We start from the raw sequence: 17,236 nt of genomic DNA, 5'->3' as shown, positions 1-17,236 counted from the left end.
ATTTATAAGTGGTTTAAAGGGGAAAAAGAAAGGGTAAAAATAAGAAGTATGTCTATTATTTTTAAATAAAGAAGAAATGAAAAAAATTTGTAATTATTATTACAATGTAATGAAAACTGTATTCATGAGCTGTTCCATCATGTATAATATATATTGTAGCCGGGCATTTGAAATTATTCAAATCGACTGCTTCATGAATGGAGATTCCTCATGAAAGAACAGGTATTATATTTTAATCTTTAAGGAGTGTGTTTGAGGAATGGTTACTTTATATACTTCACCAAGTTGTACTTCCTGCCGCAAAGCAAAAGCATGGTTAGAAGAACACGAAATTCCATACGTTGAAAGAAATATTTTTTCCGAGCCTTTGAGCATCGAAGAAATTAAAGAGATATTACGAATGACAGAAGATGGCACGGATGAAATCATTTCCACACGCTCAAAGATCTTTCAAAAGTTAAATGTAGATCTTGAGGCGCTGCCTCTACAAAATTTATTCGAGCTGATCCAATCTAATCCAGGGCTGCTTCGCCGTCCGATTATTCTGGATGAGAAACGATTACAAGTAGGCTATAACGAGGATGAAATTCGCCGATTCTTGCCAAGAAAAGTGCGTACATTCCAATTGAAGGAAGCGCAACGGCTCGTCAACTAAAGAAGAGAACCTTCATACCGGAAGTATGGGGGTTTTTATTTTTATTTCCGGGTTGTAATTTTTACAAAATTCAGATAGAATAGCGAGACACTCTTTTTATTTTAGAATCATTATATTTTCATTTGCTTTGCGTTTAGCATACAATAGAATCAGGTAGATGTATATCATCAAGCTATTTGGGGCAATGCCTAATAATAAGGGGAGTCGTCCTCAGGTACCCTTAGACGGAAGGGAGAGGTAGTTATGGAAATTGAACGTATTAACGACAACACAGTTAAGTTTTACATTTCATACTTGGATATAGAGGAAAGAGGCTTTGATCGCGAGGAAATTTGGTATAATCGCGAGAGAAGTGAAGAACTTTTTTGGGACATGATGGAAGAAATACATGATGAAGAAGACTTTACAGTCGATGGACCGCTATGGATTCAAGTTCAAGCCTTAGACAAGGGGCTCGAAATATTGGTAACACAAGCGAATCTAACGAAGGATGGTCAACGAATTGAGCTGCCGCTTCCCGGAGATAAGTACCGGGATTTCCCAGTTGACGATCGTTTGGAAGAACTGCTCGATGAACATTTTCAGGCAAATGAAGATGCCGAAGCGAAAGAGCCTATGCTGGAATTTATGCTTTCATTTAATGATTTTGAGGATCTCATACAATTAAGCAAGCGGACAGATCTAGATGAGCTGTCAACACAATTGTATGCCTACAATAATAAATACTATTTATTTGTGGAATTTCCAGAGGGGACTCTGGATGAGGAAAAAGTGGAAAATACATTAAGCCTGTTGCTAGAATATACAGATGAATCAGGAGTGACCGTCCATCGCCTTCAGGAATATGGAACATGCGTGATGGAAAGCGATGTATTTGAAACTGTTCGCAAATATTTCAATTAATAAAGCCAGCGCGGATTTCTTTGGAAATCAGCGCTTTTTTTATGAATAAATAAAAAGAAGAGCGGGCGTTTCTTTGGGAAAAAAGGGTATAATAGCAGGAAATGAGCAACAGGAGTAGAAGGGGCAGGAGAAAACGAATGAAACATACGATAAAAGTAGCCGGTTTTGTGTTAGCTGTGATTGTGCTCTATATATTGTGGGCGGATCACTATATGAACGGGCTATTGAAATATACGAGCGTGGCGTTAACACTTTCTGTAATTGTCATTAGCTTTTTAATCTTTTTTGAAAACAGGCACCCGACGCAAACAGTTACATGGCTTGTCGTGTTAGGTGCTTTTCCGCTTTTTGGATTTATTTTTTACTTATTATTTGGCAGAAGCTACCGGAAAGAACGGATGTTTAAGAAAAAATATATTCTGGATAAAGAAACATATCAACAATACAACTTTACCCATACACCGGAAGATTTAAGGCAGCATTTCCAGAAGTATGGAGAGCATAAAGTGTATGCCCTAGCGGAAAGGCTCGGCAATATGGAGATCTCTTTTCACACTGAAACCGAATTATTGACAAATGGCGAGGAAACATATGATTCCATTCTGAGAGAATTGAAAAAAGCCCGTCATCATATTCACATGGAGTACTATATCGTACGCGCAGACGGCATTGGCAACGAAATTAAGGATGTGCTGATTGCTAAAGCTAAAGATGGTGTAAAGGTCCGCTTTTTATACGATGCGGTGGGTTCCTGGAGGCTGTCGAAAGCCTATATTGAGGAATTGCGGGAAGCTGGCATTGAAATGGTGGCCTTTGGTCCAGTAAAAATGCCGCTTCTAAACAGCAAGTTCAACTTCCGCAATCATCGTAAGATCATTGTTATTGATGGCAAAGTGGGATTTGTCGGTGGTTTAAATATCGGTGATGAATATTTAGGGAAAGATCCCCAGTTTGGATTTTGGCGCGATACTCATTTATACGTACGTGGAGAAGCGGTCCGTTCGCTGCAGTTAATTTTCCTTCAGGACTGGTATTACATGACGAATGACAGCTTCATTACACCAGGATATTTAACACCTGAACCGGAGAAAAAGGTACGGAGAACAGGGGGAGTCCAAATGATCGCTGGAGGCCCAGATAATGAGTGGAGCGTCATTAAAAATGTTTTCTTTTCCATGATTACATCGGCACAGGAGTTTGTTTGGATTGCTAGCCCTTATTTCATCCCGGATGAAGATATTTTTTCAGCATTAAAAATTGCTGCTTTAAGCGGGATAGATGTCCGCTTATTAGTGCCAAAGCACCCTGACAAGCGGATCGTCTTTCATGCCTCTCGTTCCTATTTCCCGGAATTGCTTGAAGCCGGGGCGCGCATTTTCGAATATAGGGAAGGATTCATGCATAGTAAATTTATTATCGTGGATGGCGAGATAGCTTCCATCGGTACATCAAATATGGACATGAGGAGTTTCCATTTGAACTTTGAGGTGAATGCTTTCCTGTACCACACTCACAGCATCGAATCACTCGTGAGGGAATACATCAACGATATTCATGCCTCTGATGAAATCAACTTGGATGACTTTAATGGGCGTCACCTTGGTTATCGTCTCATTGAATCAACATCGAGGCTCCTATCGCCATTATTGTAAGAGCAAAGCCTAAGGCTTTGCTCTTTTTGTGAATGGGGAAGAGGCAGGGAAATATAACTTCCTTCCATTTTCGGAAGGAACGGGAAGAAAGAGGGCGAATAAAGGTAAGGAGGAAAGGAGTGTCAATTTATGCTAGTGGCTATTAATCAATTCGGTCAGGTGATCAGCCTGGAAAGCCGCCTTGAAGAATCAGTGATTCGGAAAATCCGCGATTCTTCTTACTTTTGTCCCTCTTGCCGACAGCCAGTGGTTTTGAAGGCAGGGGCTATAAAGATGCCCCATTTTGCTCATCAGTCATTGCGTGCATGCGCGTCGTTTTCTGAAGGAGAATCCGACCGCCATTTGAAGGGGAAAGCTGATTTATACAAATGGATCAGTCGCACTCATAAAACAGAGCTGGAGGCCTATTTGCCAGAAATGGCCCAGCGCCCTGATTTACTCGTAGAAGGAAAAGTAGCGATCGAATATCAATGTTCTCCTCTTTCGGCTACTCTGTTTGCCAAAAGAACAAAGGGATATGAAGAAAATGACATTGTTCCGTTCTGGATATATGGAGGCCCGCCGGTTAAGAGACAGAATCGACTTTATCAAATCTCCGCCTTTCATCGCCTCTTTTTTCGGTATTCTCCGCATTTTGGCTTTTGGTTTCTGGCCTACTGTCCAGATCGCCAGCACTTCATTCTCTATTCTCAACTTACTCCAATGTCCCCGTCTCTTTATTCAGCTTCTGTCCAAATAATACCGCTCTATTCTTTATCCTATCCCCCAACATTTACTAAAGCTCATACACTTGCTGTTTTTTCCCTGTCCGACTGGTTTCGCCAAAGAGATTGCTGGCTGCAAAAACAACTATATTTTAAACAAGGGTTATATGATTCATTTTTCAGCGCAGTATATAAAACAAGTCATCACCCGTCCTTGTTGCCCCTTTGTATAGGAATGCCGGTTCGATTTATGGCACTTATTAAAAATCATCCGATTGAATGGCAATTTTATTTATGGAACGATTTGTTGGTCTCTAAAAAGAACGCAGTAGCAGAAGAAGCAGTAGCGGTGATTGAGAAGAGGATAGAGCGGGGAGAGCTGCAGATGAATACTTTTCCATTGTGTCCATCACCGGGAATTCTCTGTCTTATGACGGAATATTTATCCCTTTGGCAAGCGGTGGGAACGGAGAATAAACGAGTAAATCGCACAGTATTTGAACGGACAGAGAGAGAAAAAATTTTTATAAATGATTTTGAAGAGTTTATCATCCCCCGGCTTATTTTTTGAGTTTTTCGGCATACAATAATATGATTAAGAGGAAGAGAAATTATGGAAACTGGAGGGGTTAAAGATGACGAACGAACAAGCAGTAAAGCAGCTTCCGGCAAGGGATAGTGTACAGGAAGAGCTAACATGGCGGCTCGAAGATATCTTTGAAGATGACCAGCAATGGGAGCAGGAATTTGAGCAGGTTAAGAAACTGTCAGAACAAGCACAAACCTATCGGGGAACACTCGGAGAAAGTGCAGAAAATCTTTATCGTTTTTTCACTTATCAAGATGAGTTATTAGAGCGCATGGGCAAACTGTATACATACTCTCATATGCGCTATGATCAAGATACAACAAATTCTCACTATCAGGGAATGGACGATCGCGCGAAAAATTTATACACCCAAATTGGAAGTGCTCTTTCATATGCAACGCCTGAAATCTTAGCGATTGATGAAGAAAAGTTAAAGCAATTCATAGGTAGCTATGAAGGGTTAAAGGTGTACAAACAGGCGATTGAAGAAATCAATTTACAGCGTCCGCACGTATTATCGGCGGCGGAGGAGAATTTATTAGCTCAAGTATCAGAAGTCACAGCTGCTGCCAGCAATACTTTTGGCATGCTGAATAACGCCGATCTTGAATTTCCGGTCATTAAGGATGAAGAAGGGGATGACGTCCAAATTACGCATGGCCGTTATATTCAATTTCTGGAATCCAGTGACCGCCGTGTAAGAGAAGAAGCATTTAAAGCGGTCTATAAAACATATGGGAACTTCAAAAATACGTTTGCAAGCACGCTTAGCAGCCAAGTGAAAAAGGATAATTTTTATGCGCGTGTGCGGCATTATAACAATGCGCGAGAAGCCGCATTGGCAGGCAATAATATTCCGGAAGCGGTGTATGATAACCTTGTTAACACAGTAAATGACAATTTGCATTTGCTCCACCGTTACGTGGAACTCCGAAAAAAAGTGCTTGGTGTTGATGAGCTTCATATGTATGATTTATATACTCCGCTCGTAAAAGATGTAAAGATGAAAGTGACTTATGATGAAGCGAAAGAGTATATGATCAATGGATTGGCTCCAATGGGAGAAGAATACAGCCGGATCTTGAAAAGTGGCCTAGAGAACCGCTGGGTCGATGTGGTTGAAAATAAAGGGAAGCGCAGCGGGGCGTATTCTTCTGGTGCGTACGGAACCAATCCGTATATTTTGATGAATTGGCAGGACAATGTGAACAATCTATTTACATTAGTTCATGAATTTGGCCACAGCATGCACAGTTATTTCACGAGAGAATCCCAGCCTTACGTATATGGCAACTACTCCATCTTTGTGGCAGAAGTGGCTTCTACGTGCAATGAAGCACTGCTGAATGACTATATGCTTAAAAATCTAGATGATGAGAAGAAACGGCTTTATATTTTGAATCATTATCTTGAAGGGTTCCGCGGTACCGTTTTCCGTCAAACCATGTTTGCTGAATTCGAGCACCTGATTCACATGAAGGCTCAAAACGGAGAAGCGCTGACAGCGGATTCTTTAACGAAGGAATACTATGAGCTAAATAAAAAATATTTTGGCAGCGGCATGGTTATTGACGAAGAGATCGGCCTTGAGTGGGCGCGCATTCCACATTTTTATTACAATTACTATGTGTATCAGTATGCAACGGGCTTTAGTGCAGCGACAGCGCTCAGCAAACAAATTTTAGAGGAAGGCCAGCCGGCGGTAGACCGTTATATTAACGAGTTCTTAAAAGCAGGCAGCTCTGATTATCCAATCGAAGTATTAAAGAAAGCAGGAGTCGATATGACCACTGCTCAACCAATTGAAGAAGCTTGCAAAGTGTTTGAAGAGAAATTAAATGAAATGGAGCAATTGCTGTCATAAAAAGAAAGAGAGTGTCCGGACGTCCGGGTACTCTCTTTCTTTTTCGTGTTCATCTTTTTTGGCGATTCATAACGTATACGGGAATAAATAAAACAAAGAATAAAGCTGGTGCTGTTACATACAATGGGTATAAGTTCAGCAGACCGAGTAAATTAAAGAAAAAGGCAGCGGCTATAAGTGAAACATAAAACCAAAAGGCAACCCATTTCATAGAAAGACCTCCTGCAGCAAGTACCATTATATGTTAGTTTACGCTTTCTATTCCATTGTTATGACAAATGTGTGAAATTAAGCACAAACACTTGTTTTTAAGGGTTTATGCATGATAAGATGAAAAACGTGAAGTTGATCACATACAAACATATACCCCTTTGTTTGACCGTGAAAAATTTCTCCCATCCCCTTTGTTCGTGAGAAAAGGCCTTGTAATTATACAAGGCCTTTTCTTTTTTGCTGTTTTATTTCAAATAAAAAAACAGCCTTTGAGACGAGGCTGTTTATCGAAAAAATGCTGGAACGAGCTTCCAGCACCATCATTCATCAATAAATTCCCATATCGAGCCAAACTTTACTGGTACTTTACGGACCTTTCGTTGAAGAAGAAGCTTTTTCATCTCTTTTTCAACTTCTCGTTCTGTCCAATTGTACACCGTACTAATTTCCTTTGAAGCTGTGAACCGAAATTGTTTTAGAAAATCTTCAAGAGAAGGTGGCTCTTGCGGTTCTGGTATTTCATCAAGCATTTCTTCAATAATCTGCACATAAATATCATAAGAATAGAGTCCGGTAATCTTGATGCCTTCTTCTTCAATGTTTTCATTGAAGAAAACAAGCGTTGGTGTTTCTGTTACTTCCATCTCGGCAGCGATCTTTAAATCGCATTGAAAGGCTTTGGCTGCACTGGAAGAGTGAACGTCGTTCAAGAATTCTGCCTTGTCCAGTCCAGCTTCCTCTGCACAATCGGTTAGGACCGCCAGATCAGAAACATTTTGTTTTTCAATAAATAGTACTTCCTGCAGCTTTCTTAAAAAGCGGCTTCCTGCTCTGCGACCTTGCAGTTCTGCAGCTTTAATAGCAACAGAAGCAAGAAAAGGGGAGGACATAGACTGATCCATCCATAGAGCACCATCACATGACATGCCAGTTCTAGCAGCAGTTGCTTCCCAATTGCGAACCTTAGACTCCGGGAGATTCAGCGCTGCAAGATTCCCGGTTAGTACTTGCTTCAAACGGAAATAACGACCATATTCGATATATAATTTTCGGATAAATGGCTCAAGTGCCCAGCATTCCGCACAGAGCGGATCAACAAATAAATAGATCTCCAGCGGCTTTTGCTGAGTGGAACACATCCGGTTAAGCAGTAATGATGGTTTCAATAGTTTTCACCCGGTCCTTCCGGCTGATTAACCATATGATTTGCCGTTAACTCAAGCCGATGATAAAGGAAGTCCCGTAAATCACCGTGAAGCTCCACTTCGTCCATCGCTTCCTGCATGCAGGAAAGCCAGGCGCGGGCACGTTTCGGAGTGATCGGAAAAGGCATATGACGAGCTCGAAGCATCGGGTGGCCATGTTCTTCGGTATATAAAGGAGGCCCGCCCAAATATTGAGTAAGAAATTGCTTTTGCTTGCGGGCTGTTTCAGTTAAGTCGTCAGGGAAAATTGGGAATAAATCAGGATGCTGACTAACCTTTAAGTAAAACGTGTCAACTAGTTCTGAAAGCTTCTTTTCACCGATGTATTCAAATGGTGCTATTGATTTTTCGCCCATACCAATAACTCCTTTTTTCCTTGTAGTCTAAATTTATTTTATCAAGGGGACTGTTATAACACAAACAAAGTGCTTATGCCTATTTTTTACAAGCTTGCGCAGGAATATGGTCCCGGTATAAAAGAAAACAGACCATTCAACGGTCTGTTTAACATACGGGCATTAGGCATAATAATGGGAAGTAATTTTTTGAACATAATTTTGTGTTTCTTTGAATGGCGGTATGCCGCCGTACTTCTTGACATTGCCTGCTCCGGCATTATAGGCAGCAAGTGCCAGCTTAATGTTTCCGTTAAATTGGTCAAGCATTTGCCGGAGATATTTTGTGCCGCCGAATATATTTTGTTCAGGGTCATAAACGTTCTTCACACCGAGTCCACGCGCAGTCGCCGGCATTAATTGCATCAAGCCAGCTGCACCAACGTAGCTTCTCGCATTCGGATTAAAATTCGATTCCTGGCGAATAACTGCCTGGATAAGCTTTTTCGGTATGTTGTATTTTTCGGCAGCTCGGGTAATAATATCATCAAAATCCGTCTTTACTGTTGTGTTGATGTTCTTTAACAAGTCCGCTCCTGGTTTTGTTGGAAGCAGCGCGGACGGCAAAGCTGAAGGGGAGGAAGTGTCGGTATCTGTGTTTTCCAAAGAATCAGCGACAGATCCTCCACCGACAAGTTCAAGCCCCTGCATTAAAGCCTGTTGCAGAACAGCACCAAATATTTGGCTCGGAGCTGTTGTGACAGAGGTCGTGGTGTTCGGGTACGTAGACATACTTTGCATAATGCCTGTGGCAAACATAGTTTGGAATGGGTTGCTGCTCATCGTTCGCTCCTTATTGATCACCAGCTGTCTGGCGTAACTTTTCTTTATAAAATCTTCTTACTTTATTATCGGCTTGCTTTAAAGGAATTTGATAATTTTTTAAGAAATTATTAAAGGTTTCTTCTCCGCTTTGTCTCTCTGCTGCCTCGTATTCAATTTCATAATCCTCGCATCCTAAATAAAAGCTATGATCAAAAACGAGCAGTCCGCTTTCATGCACCACTTCTGCCCTTTTTGTAGATAATGTCCCAAAAGGTTTTAACTTAGTTAAATCGGTTATTAAGTATTGAAGGGCTCTTTTTACTGCTCCATCAGGAAAAGCCCCGCCTGCTAAAAGCATCTCTGCCTCTGAACGGGAAAGTGTTTCATTGGTTTCGAGAAGGCCACCCGTTGCCGGCTCCTTCAAAGTTAACTCAAAGGCTTCATTTTTCTCACGGATACGCAGAGCACAACCCGCCTGTTTTAAAAGAAAGTCTTCTGTATCAAAGTAATGATTGTGTTGGATGTGAAAATCTGCCGGCTGCAGTTGAAAGGCATCCATTAGACGCTTAAAAGTTGTTTCACTTACCATGTTCTTAAACTCGATTTCTAATTCCTGACTCATGCTTTTTTCCTCTTTCCCTAATTTAGTTTCGTATATCCATAGTTCTGTATTTGAAATGGACAGATGTGTTAAAATATGAAATGAGTTTTTATTAAAGCCTGTCTGCAGGTACCGCAAGGCAATGAGGCTGTTCCACCTGCGTAGCAGAATGGTGTTTACCCGCCTTTTGCTTTTTAGATCAGTGGCCTATTGCGGCAGATCAGGCGCTTCCGCTTTTAAAGTTTAACATAGCAGGCATGGAGAGGGGAAAGAGAGAATGAGAAAAACAATTCATTTCACGAAAGCACAATGGAATGGCGATGGGATTGAACTGCATGCAGACTCACCTGTAAAGATGGAGGGTATTAAAGCAGCAGGGCAAATGATCGTCGATTCCGATCAAATGGCTTTTGTTTATTTAGCAGAAGAAAAGGATGAATTTATTTATTTATACATACATGAAACAGCATGGGGAGATTTGGAGAAAGCGTTAAAAGAAGAAGCCTGTCTCTTTGCAGCAGGCGAAGACACCACTCTCGAACTGACTGGCTGGAAAGAAGAGCTTATTTATTTAATTAACAATATCGAAGGCAACAGCAATTATGGAGAAGAAATGGTGAAGAAGGTAGAGGCTGTCTTTTTACATCATCAATAATGCAGCTATGTCTGAGAGGGAAGAAAAATGATAAATTGGGATGAGTTTTTAATACCTTATAAACAAGCGGTGGATGAGTTAAAAGTGAAGCTGAAAGGAATGCGAAAACAGTTTGAATATGGGGATGAGCATTCACCGATTGAATTTGTTACAGGACGCGTGAAACCGATTGCCAGCATTCTTGACAAAGCGAAAGATAAAAACATTTCTTTGGACCGGCTTGAAACGGAGATGCAGGACATTGCTGGCGTCCGTATGATGTGCCAGTTTGTTGATGATATTATTAAAGTCGTCAAGAAACTGCGCATGCGCAAAGACTTTAAGATCATCGAAGAGAAGGACTATATTTCCCATAAAAAGCCGAGCGGCTATCGTTCTTACCATATGGTCATCGAGTATCCGGTGCAAACCATCCACGGCGAAAAGAAAATCCTGGCCGAAATTCAAATCCGGACGCTGGCAATGAATTTCTGGGCAACTATTGAGCATTCATTAAATTATAAATATGATGGACAATTTCCAGAAGAAATTTTAATGAGGCTGGAGAGAGCGGCAGAGGCTGCTTTCCGACTGGACGAGGAAATGTCGCTTATTCGTGAGGAGATTAAAGAAGCTCAAGCATTTTTTACGAAGAAAAAAGAGCAGGTGAAGGACCACAGAACGAAAGAATAGGAAGAAGGTGGTTTTACATGAAGTTTGCAGTAACATCCAAGGGAGATGCCAAATCTAATGCGTTAATGCATAAGATTCGGGCCTATTTGCTCGACTTTAAGTTAACCTATGATGAGAACAGGCCAGATATTGTCATTTCTGTCGGTGGAGATGGGACGCTTTTATACGCTTTCCATCGTTACATTGAGCGTCTGGATAAAACTGCCTTTGTCGGCGTTCATACCGGGCATCTTGGCTTTTACGCCGATTGGGTGCCGGATGAAATTGAAAAGCTCGTCATCGCTATCGCCCGCACACCGTATCAAATTATCGAATATCCGCTTCTAGAGGCCATTATCCGTTACCAGCACGGTGGAAAAGAAACGCGGTATTTGGCATTAAATGAGTCTACCGTCAAGGCTGTGGATGGCACGCTTGTCATGGATGTCGAAATTCGCGGAGATCAATTCGAACGCTTTCGGGGCGATGGGTTGTGTATCTCTACTCCATCGGGAAGTACAGCCTATAATAAAGCTTTGGGGGGCGCCATTTTGCATCCATCTATTCGTGCGCTGCAGCTTGCTGAAATGGCCTCCATTAACAACCGTGTGTTCCGGACAGTAGGATCGCCGTTAATTTTGCCCGCTCATCATACGTGTATGCTGAAGCCGGTTAACCGGTCTGACTTTCTCGTTACGATTGATCACTTAACCTTGCTTCATAAAGATGTAAAGTCGATCCAGTACCGGGTGGCTAATGAGAAAATTCGTTTTGCCCGCTTCCGTCCTTTCCCATTTTGGAAAAGAGTGCACGATTCTTTCGTGAGTAGTTGAAACAATGAGATTTCAGCTGAAATGGATGGCGGAAGAACGAGATAACCAAAAGCTGTTAAGGGATTTTTTAGCTGAGCAGCAAATTTCTAAGCGGGCGCTGACAGATATTAAATTCGGCGGCGGCCGTATTGCAGTGAATGGTCAAGAAGAGAATGTCCGCTTTTTATTAAAGGCAGGAGATGAAGTAGAGGTTCTTTTTCCGAGAGAAACACCGAGTGAGGGCATATTGAAAGAGCGGTTCCCGCTTTCTATTATATATGAAGACGATTATTTACTCGTTGTAGAAAAGCCGGCAGGGATGACCACCATCCCCTCCCGGGAGCATCCGTCAGGCAGTCTCGCCAATGGACTGCTTGGTTATTATGAGGAACAAAGAATCGATGCAACTATACATATCGTTACGAGACTTGACCGTGATACATCGGGTCTCGTGCTAATTGCGAAGCATCGGCACGTTCATCACCTATGTTCCAAAATGCAGAAAAATAATCAAATTTCCCGAGCCTATGAGGCGTTAGCTGAAGGAAGATTGCTATCGCAAAACGGCATCATCGAGAAGCCGATCGGGCGCAAGGAAACAAGTATTATTGAGCGAGAAGTAAGAGAAGACGGACAATACGCATGCACGTATTTTAACGTGCTGGAGTCATTTTCAGATTTTACACGGGTGGCGCTTCAGCTGCAAACAGGCCGGACTCACCAAATTCGTGTTCATATGGCTTATATTGGCCATCCATTGCTCGGTGACGAATTGTATGGAGGCTCTATAAAAGAAATGAATCGGCAGGCCCTTCACTGTGGCAAGTTGTCTTTTTCGCATCCGATTACAAAGCAGCTATTGCACTTTGAACGCTCTCTACCGAAGGATATGCAAGCAGTAATCGATCAAGCGAGACCATCTTGAACCGCTTGACCAGAGTGATAAGTAAGATAACTAATTAATAAAATACCTCTGCCCTAACAAGAGCAGAGGTGACGATAAGTGGTCCCCCTAGGAAGGTTGTTGGCGGACCACTTTGTGTTTATTCAATTGGGCGGAATTTCTCGGCAATAAATGGCATAGAGGACGGCACAGAGACCGTTTGTTTTTCAGGATAACGAAAGGCGGTCAATGATCCGCCAAAAACGGCACCTGTATCAATATTGGCCGTGCGGTTGATGATGCGTACGTCTCGTGTTGGAGTATGTCCATAGACGATCCACGGCTCGCCGTGATAATGCTTGGCCCAATCGCGCCGGATCGGAAAGCCATCAATGTCGGCAGCGCCAGTGATATCACCATATAGGACAAATGTTTTTACTTTAGAAGTGTATTTGCCAATGTCCTTTTCACGAATGCCTGCATGGGCGATAATTAAGTTGCTGTCATCAAGAATTTGATAAAGAGGGGATTGCTCATACAGGGTGATGAATTGCTTTTTTACCCGCTTGTAATGACGGTTATCCAACGCATTTAACTCGTCGACTGTTGTTTCCAATCCGTTATTAATTTTTACTTTATTGCCGATCAGCATTCGGTATAGCTTATTGCAATGGTTGCCGGGGGAATAGTACGCAAGCTTTTTTTCCCATAAGCCGTAGACCGTTTCAATTACACGGACAGAGTCTGGACCGCGGTCAGTTAAATCGCCGACAAAACCAAGCACACGGTTGTGGGGATGAACAGGAAGTCCGCTTTCCCATGAATAACCTAATTTATTCGTTAACTCTTTCAATTCCGTAAAGCAGCCGTGAATATCTCCAATAATATCAATCTTCATATGAGAGGCACTCCTTTTATGGTTATCTTTATCATACTGCAAGTTATAATAAAAGAACATTTACACTCCTTTTGCTATAGTAGTGAAAGGCACAACAATTTTATGGAAAAGGAGGGGATTGCATGGAAGAGGATGGTTCATTGATTTCATTAGTTATTGTTATTGTTGCCGCTTTTTTAACCCCTATTATTTTGCACCGGTTGAAGTTGAACTTTATCCCAGTTGTTATCGCGGAAATTATTGTTGGCTTGATCATTGGACAAAGCGGTTTTAATATAGTTGATCAAGATGTCTGGCTGGAAACACTTTCCACGCTCGGATTCCTCTTTTTGATGTTTTTGAGCGGGCTCGAAATTGATTTTTCGGCATTTTCCAACAAGAAAAAAGAAACATCGAGAATGCTGCCAGGGAAAGAAGAGCCTAATGCCTTTGCTGCTGCTTTAATGATTTTTACCGGCATCTTAGTGCTATCCTTCGGCCTCTCTTACTTATTTGTCCTGCTTCATTTAATTGAGGACGCCTTCTTAATGACATTGATTATCTCGACAATCTCTCTTGGGGTGGTCGTGCCGACATTAAAAGAAGCTCATTTGATGAAAACCGTCATTGGACAAATCATTTTGCTTGTCGCCGTCATTGCCGATCTCGTCACGATGATTTTGCTCGCTGTATTCGTGTCGGTAAATGGATCGGATGGGGGAAACATGTGGCTTCTGCTCGTGCTGTTTGCTGTTGGAGTCCTTCTTTATTTCATTGCCAAGCGTTTCAAAAACAAACCTCTTTTTGAAGCGTTGTCTACGAGCACGGTGCAGATCGGCACGAGGGCAGTGTTTACATTAATGATTGTGCTCGTTGCTTTGTCAGAATATGTAGGGGCGGAAAATATCCTTGGGGCTTTTCTGGCCGGAGTTCTTGTTTCGCTGCTCGCTCCCAACCATGAACTCGTTCGTCAGCTGGATTCGTTCGGCTATGGTTTTCTAATCCCGATTTTCTTTGTGATGGTCGGGGTCGAACTCGATCTGTGGTCACTGCTAAGCGATAAGAAGATGCTGCTGCTTATTCCCCTGTTAATGATTGCATTTTTTATTTCTAAGATTCTGCCGCTTCTTTACTTAAGAAAATGGTACGACATGAAAACGGTAATGGCTTCGGCCTTTTTGCTGACATCTACTTTATCACTGGTTATTGCTGCGGCCAAAATCGCTGAACGGGTCGGAGTCATCACTTCCCAAATGAGTGGTCTGCTCGTTCTTGTAGCGGTGCTTACTTGCTTAATTACGCCAGTGGTCTTTAAAAAGCTCTTTCCGCCTTATATGAAAGAAGAAAAGCGGATTAACATTGTATTTGTCGGTGCCAACCAGTATACAATGCCGATCTCTAAAGAATTAAAGTCGGCTCTATATGATACCGTTGTTTACCGGAAAAAATCAGACGCAGAAGAGAATAACTTAAGCAATTCATTATTTGATGTCGAGGAACTTGATGATCTTACGGTTGATACGCTCGAGAATACCGGTGTGTTCGCTGCTGATATTGTGGTATTTGCGACCGGTGATTTAGAGCAAAATGCACAGCTGGCGATGGCAGCTAAGTCCAAGGGAACCGAACGTGTTATTGCCCACGTGGAAAAAGAAGAAACAGAGAAAAAATTAATAGAAGAAGGCATCGAAACCTTTTCTTACTTCCTTTCTGCCAAAGCGCTTCTGCGTGCTCTGATTGAGTCGCCGAGCATCATTAGCATCCTGACGAATAAAGAAACTTCGCTATATGAAGTAGAATTGATGAATGACAATTACGAAGGTCTAACCCTTAGGAATTTTCCATTCACCGGCGATGTGATCTTCGTTCGGATATTCCGGGGTAACGAATCCATTGTTCCTCATGGGGATACCGAGCTCCGCCTGCATGATCGGTTGATTTTAACTGGATCAAAGGAATATGTAGATGAGCTGAAAGTGGAATTAGAGTACGGCGGTTAAATGCAAAAAGAAATGTAACAGCGTCCTGAAAGGCTTTGGGCGCTTATTTTTTGGCTATTGGCCGAATTTTAAACCGATGCTTTTCAATTAAAGATTTTCCTGTTCTTTGAATTTTTCATATAAAAAGCATCGGTTGAGAAAACACAAACCGATGCTTTTTTGGATTCAAAAGGTTAACCTACGATATTATAACCGGAGTCAACGTAAATGACTTGTCCAGTAACACTCCGTGATAAATGGCTTAACATCCCAACTGTCATGTCGCCAACTTCTTCTTGTGTAACATTGCGTTTTAAAGGTGCTTTTTCTTCAATAATTCTTAGTATGTCGTTAAATCCAGGGATGCCTTTTGCTGCTAGTGTTCTAATAGCTCCAGCAGAAACAGCATTTACTCTGATATCATCTTTTCCTAATTCGAGCGCTAAATATCTTACGCTTGATTCAAGAGCGGCTTTTGCGATCCCCATAAGGTTGTATTTCTCAACTGCACGTTGTGCGCCTAAATAACTCATGGTCACAATAGAGCCACCTTCTGTCATAAAAGGCTTCGCTTCTCTTGCAATGGCAATTAATGAATATGCACTTGTATCATGTGCAAACGCAAAGCCATCTCTTGATGTATGAATAAACTCACCATGTAAATCTTCAGCGTGAGCAAAAGCAATGGAATGCACGATTCCATGAATGACTCCTACTCTTTCGCCAATTTCTGTAAATGCTTTGTGAATACTTTCATCATCATTTGCATCACATTGGAAAATCAAATCTGTTGGGTGCCCGTTTTTTTCTAATAGCTTGGTCAATTTTTGCAGGGATCTGTCTAAGCGGTATGTATAAATTACATTTGCCCCAGCTTTATAAAGAGATTGTGCAATGCCCCAAGCAATACTTCGCTCATTGGCTACCCCAGTCACAACCACGTTTTTTCCTTCTAGTTTAAGTAAATCTTCCATTTTATCCTCCAATTAATTATTGATAGTTAATTTATATACGTTTTTTATTATACCTGGTTTTAGCATCTGAAACTATATTTGAATTTACTATTATTCATTAATCGTTCCCTGGAATGGAAATCAACAGCCCACATTTACAATCAAAATAAAAAACACTGCAGCAAACTCTCGAATTTCATTGAGTTTGTCTACAGTCTGAAAACCCACCCAAGGCGGGTTTTTTGTTTTTTTCATGAAATGAGGAGAACAGGCATATAAATGAAAAGAAAGCCTTGCAGGAGGTGTAAGTATGAAGAAAAATAAAGAAAAGCGCGAGCCGCTTATGTATATTCATCAGCCCGAATTTGTTTTTCCGGAACCTGTAATGCAAAGCACTTATCACACGAGAAGTCAGCCAGAGCAAATAAAAGAAAAGCAGGTAGAAGATAAACAGGAGAGTAAAGAGCCAGAGAACCGAATTCATGAAGCTGTGAAAAGGGAAAAACCGATGATGGCAGAGAGCAAAAAGAGAAAAAAAGAGCCGGAGACAGCTCCTGTAGAAAGTGAACCATTGGTGGAAGAAAAGCAAGAAATTGGGGAACAGCCTGTCTGGAGAGGCATGAGGCCAGTCAAGAGATTTTATGACATGGAGATGGATGAAAAGCTTCAACACTTAATGACCCAGTTTACTTCCCTTCCCTGTGTATTTGATTGTGGAGAGGTTTCTCATAAAGGCATACTCCGTGAAGTCTCTCCAGATCAGCTGAAAGTACAAACATTAAAGGGTGAAACGGTCATCATTGAACGAAAAGATTTGCAGCATATTCAATTACTTGGTCCGTTGTAAAAAATGAGCGCCCTGGATCAATAGGTTCTTCTC

General features: G+C 41.6%; 18 protein-coding genes. 11 read left to right on the top strand and 7 right to left on the bottom strand.

The genetic code is table 11. The features are described from left to right. Positions 1–259: 259 nt before the first annotated feature. The 5 genes from spxA to pepF all read left to right on the top strand — a co-directional run bounded on the left by spxA (position 260) and on the right by pepF (position 6,367). Positions 260–655, top strand: a complete 396-nt coding sequence (gene spxA / locus ACH0BF_RS09215; protein WP_041099230.1) for a transcriptional regulator SpxA — start codon at positions 260–262, stop codon at positions 653–655. Between the two features lie 243 nt (positions 656–898). After that, complete coding sequence (mecA, locus tag ACH0BF_RS09210; RefSeq protein WP_120036496.1) at positions 899–1,558, top strand: adaptor protein MecA; 660 nt, start codon at positions 899–901, stop codon at positions 1,556–1,558. Positions 1,559–1,695: 137 nt separating this feature from the next. Then, the gene (gene cls / locus ACH0BF_RS09205; RefSeq protein ID WP_340855928.1) at positions 1,696–3,210 is read left to right on the top strand and encodes a cardiolipin synthase; all 1,515 of its coding nucleotides are present in this window, start codon (positions 1,696–1,698) and stop codon (positions 3,208–3,210) included. Positions 3,211–3,339: 129 nt separating this feature from the next. Beyond that, positions 3,340–4,485, top strand: coding sequence for a competence protein CoiA (locus ACH0BF_RS09200; RefSeq protein WP_340855926.1), 1,146 nt, complete (start codon positions 3,340–3,342; stop codon positions 4,483–4,485). A gap of 64 nt (positions 4,486–4,549) precedes the next feature. Next, on the top strand, positions 4,550–6,367 hold the full coding sequence (gene pepF, locus ACH0BF_RS09195) for an oligoendopeptidase F (protein WP_120036499.1): 1,818 nt from the start codon (positions 4,550–4,552) through the stop codon (positions 6,365–6,367). A gap of 49 nt (positions 6,368–6,416) precedes the next feature. Here pepF and ACH0BF_RS09190 read toward each other — a convergent pair whose 3' ends face one another. The 5 genes from ACH0BF_RS09190 to ACH0BF_RS09170 form a co-directional block, all read right to left on the bottom strand. Beyond that, positions 6,417–6,578 (bottom strand): hypothetical protein, encoded by a 162-nt coding sequence (locus ACH0BF_RS09190; RefSeq protein ID WP_182917102.1) that lies wholly within the window; start codon positions 6,576–6,578, stop codon positions 6,417–6,419. Between the two features lie 322 nt (positions 6,579–6,900). Continuing rightward, positions 6,901–7,719 (bottom strand): ClpXP adapter SpxH family protein, encoded by an 819-nt coding sequence (locus ACH0BF_RS09185; RefSeq protein ID WP_120038145.1) that lies wholly within the window; start codon positions 7,717–7,719, stop codon positions 6,901–6,903. Positions 7,720–7,742: 23 nt separating this feature from the next. Beyond that, complete coding sequence (locus ACH0BF_RS09180; protein WP_120036500.1) at positions 7,743–8,141, bottom strand: globin domain-containing protein; 399 nt, start codon at positions 8,139–8,141, stop codon at positions 7,743–7,745. Between the two features lie 162 nt (positions 8,142–8,303). Continuing rightward, on the bottom strand, positions 8,304–8,963 hold the full coding sequence (locus ACH0BF_RS09175; RefSeq protein ID WP_120036501.1) for a lytic transglycosylase domain-containing protein: 660 nt from the start codon (positions 8,961–8,963) through the stop codon (positions 8,304–8,306). Positions 8,964–8,973: 10 nt separating this feature from the next. Beyond that, the gene (locus tag ACH0BF_RS09170; RefSeq protein WP_340855922.1) at positions 8,974–9,567 is read right to left on the bottom strand and encodes a CYTH domain-containing protein; all 594 of its coding nucleotides are present in this window, start codon (positions 9,565–9,567) and stop codon (positions 8,974–8,976) included. Between the two features lie 256 nt (positions 9,568–9,823). Here ACH0BF_RS09170 and ACH0BF_RS09165 point away from each other — a divergent pair, with 256 nt between their 5' ends. From ACH0BF_RS09165 to ACH0BF_RS09150, 4 genes are read left to right on the top strand one after another with little or no spacing between them, the layout of a single operon-like run. Further along, complete coding sequence (locus tag ACH0BF_RS09165) at positions 9,824–10,201, top strand: UPF0738 family protein (protein ID WP_340855920.1); 378 nt, start codon at positions 9,824–9,826, stop codon at positions 10,199–10,201. A 27-nt stretch (positions 10,202–10,228) separates the two neighbouring features. Beyond that, positions 10,229–10,873, top strand: a complete 645-nt coding sequence (yjbM, locus tag ACH0BF_RS09160; RefSeq protein ID WP_120036503.1) for a GTP diphosphokinase — start codon at positions 10,229–10,231, stop codon at positions 10,871–10,873. 17 nt (positions 10,874–10,890) lie between these two features. Beyond that, positions 10,891–11,685, top strand: coding sequence for an NAD kinase (locus ACH0BF_RS09155; RefSeq protein WP_120036504.1), 795 nt, complete (start codon positions 10,891–10,893; stop codon positions 11,683–11,685). A gap of 4 nt (positions 11,686–11,689) precedes the next feature. Then, a complete protein-coding gene (locus ACH0BF_RS09150) occupies positions 11,690–12,589 on the top strand; it encodes an RluA family pseudouridine synthase (protein ID WP_340855915.1) in 900 nt (299 codons plus the stop codon). Positions 12,590–12,707: 118 nt separating this feature from the next. Here ACH0BF_RS09150 and prpE read toward each other — a convergent pair whose 3' ends face one another. After that, entirely contained in the window at positions 12,708–13,445 is a 738-nt protein-coding gene (gene prpE, locus ACH0BF_RS09145; RefSeq protein ID WP_340855913.1) for a bis(5'-nucleosyl)-tetraphosphatase PrpE, read from the bottom strand. A gap of 122 nt (positions 13,446–13,567) precedes the next feature. Between prpE and ACH0BF_RS09140 the strand changes: the two genes are divergently transcribed. Beyond that, positions 13,568–15,424: a monovalent cation:proton antiporter family protein gene (locus tag ACH0BF_RS09140; RefSeq protein WP_406909311.1), complete on the top strand. Its 1,857-nt coding sequence runs from the start codon at positions 13,568–13,570 to the stop codon at positions 15,422–15,424. A gap of 173 nt (positions 15,425–15,597) precedes the next feature. Here ACH0BF_RS09140 and ACH0BF_RS09135 read toward each other — a convergent pair whose 3' ends face one another. Further along, on the bottom strand, positions 15,598–16,377 hold the full coding sequence (locus ACH0BF_RS09135) for an enoyl-ACP reductase FabI (protein WP_340855909.1): 780 nt from the start codon (positions 16,375–16,377) through the stop codon (positions 15,598–15,600). Between the two features lie 289 nt (positions 16,378–16,666). Here ACH0BF_RS09135 and ACH0BF_RS09130 point away from each other — a divergent pair, with 289 nt between their 5' ends. Next, on the top strand, positions 16,667–17,203 hold the full coding sequence (locus ACH0BF_RS09130) for a CotO family spore coat protein (protein ID WP_340855908.1): 537 nt from the start codon (positions 16,667–16,669) through the stop codon (positions 17,201–17,203). Positions 17,204–17,236: the final 33 nt, after the last annotated feature.

It is taken from the genome of Pseudobacillus sp. 179-B 2D1 NHS (assembly GCF_045370945.1).
Taxonomy (GTDB): Bacteria; Bacillota; Bacilli; order Bacillales; family Domibacillaceae; genus Pseudobacillus.
The sequence above is the reverse complement of the archived record's forward strand: the minus strand, read 5'-3'. Positions and strand labels throughout refer to the sequence as shown.